The sequence below is a fragment of the Bacillus sp. mrc49 genome, assembly GCF_002803435.1.
Map to the genome: position 1 here is coordinate 1 of NZ_PHNG01000616.1, position 843 is coordinate 843.

Here is an 843-nt window from a genome sequence, read left to right on the forward strand (position 1 = left end):
AAGCATGATCACTTCTCATGCTTTTCCAGGACTTTTTTCATTTTCTTTGCGAATTCACGTCGTGCAAGCATTACGCTGTGGCCGCAGCCTTCACATTTTATCCGGATATCCATGCCTAGGCGAATGATTTTCCACTTATTCACACCGCACGGATGTGGTTTTTTCATTTCCACGATATCGTTCAGCGCAAATTCTTTTTCCTCCATGACCATTGAGCCCCCTAATTCTACGACTCGCTGCCACTGTAAGTGGATTTAATCCCGATTAAATCGAGGGCAGCACTTATTTCTTTTCTCAAAACCCTGCTGAATTCGACATTTTGCAATGGCTTGGTTTCCGCTGTAACCCGAAGGACGACTTCATCAGGATTTATCGTTTCGATCCCCAAAAATTCAGGAGCTTTAACCAGGGCATCGTATTTGCCTTCCATGCTGTTTAAAAGCTCAATCAGAACCCTTTCGGCACGCTCGATCGATCCATCATTGGCGATTGTCACATCAACGACCGCCTTGCTGTTCAAAATCGAATAGTTGGTGACTTGAATGATGCTGCCGTTAGGGATGAAGTGCAATTCGCCTGCGTCACTTTTAATTTTCGTTGTCCGAAGCCCGATTTCAATGACTTCTCCCTCATAGGTATTGATCTTAATATAATCACCAACCGAAAATTGATCTTCAAAAATCACGAAAAATCCTGTAATGATATCCTTGACCAAACTTTGGGCACCAAACCCGATGGCCAAGCCGATTACCCCTGCACCAGCAAGCAATGGCATTACATGAAGTCCAAAAATTTCAAGGATCATCATCAAAGCGATGAAATTGATCACATAGGTAATGATAT

Annotated in this window: 2 protein-coding genes; both read right to left on the reverse strand. The window is 43.2% G+C overall.

Annotation, left to right across the window (positions count from 1 at the left end):
- Positions 1-8: 8 nt before the first annotated feature.
- Entirely contained in the window at positions 9-206 is a 198-nt protein-coding gene (locus tag CVN76_RS06415; protein WP_057914158.1) for a DUF951 domain-containing protein, read from the reverse strand.
- 20 nt (positions 207-226) lie between these two features.
- The coding region (locus CVN76_RS06420) for a mechanosensitive ion channel family protein (protein WP_100530625.1) at positions 227-843 on the reverse strand (617 nt) is incomplete at its 5' end.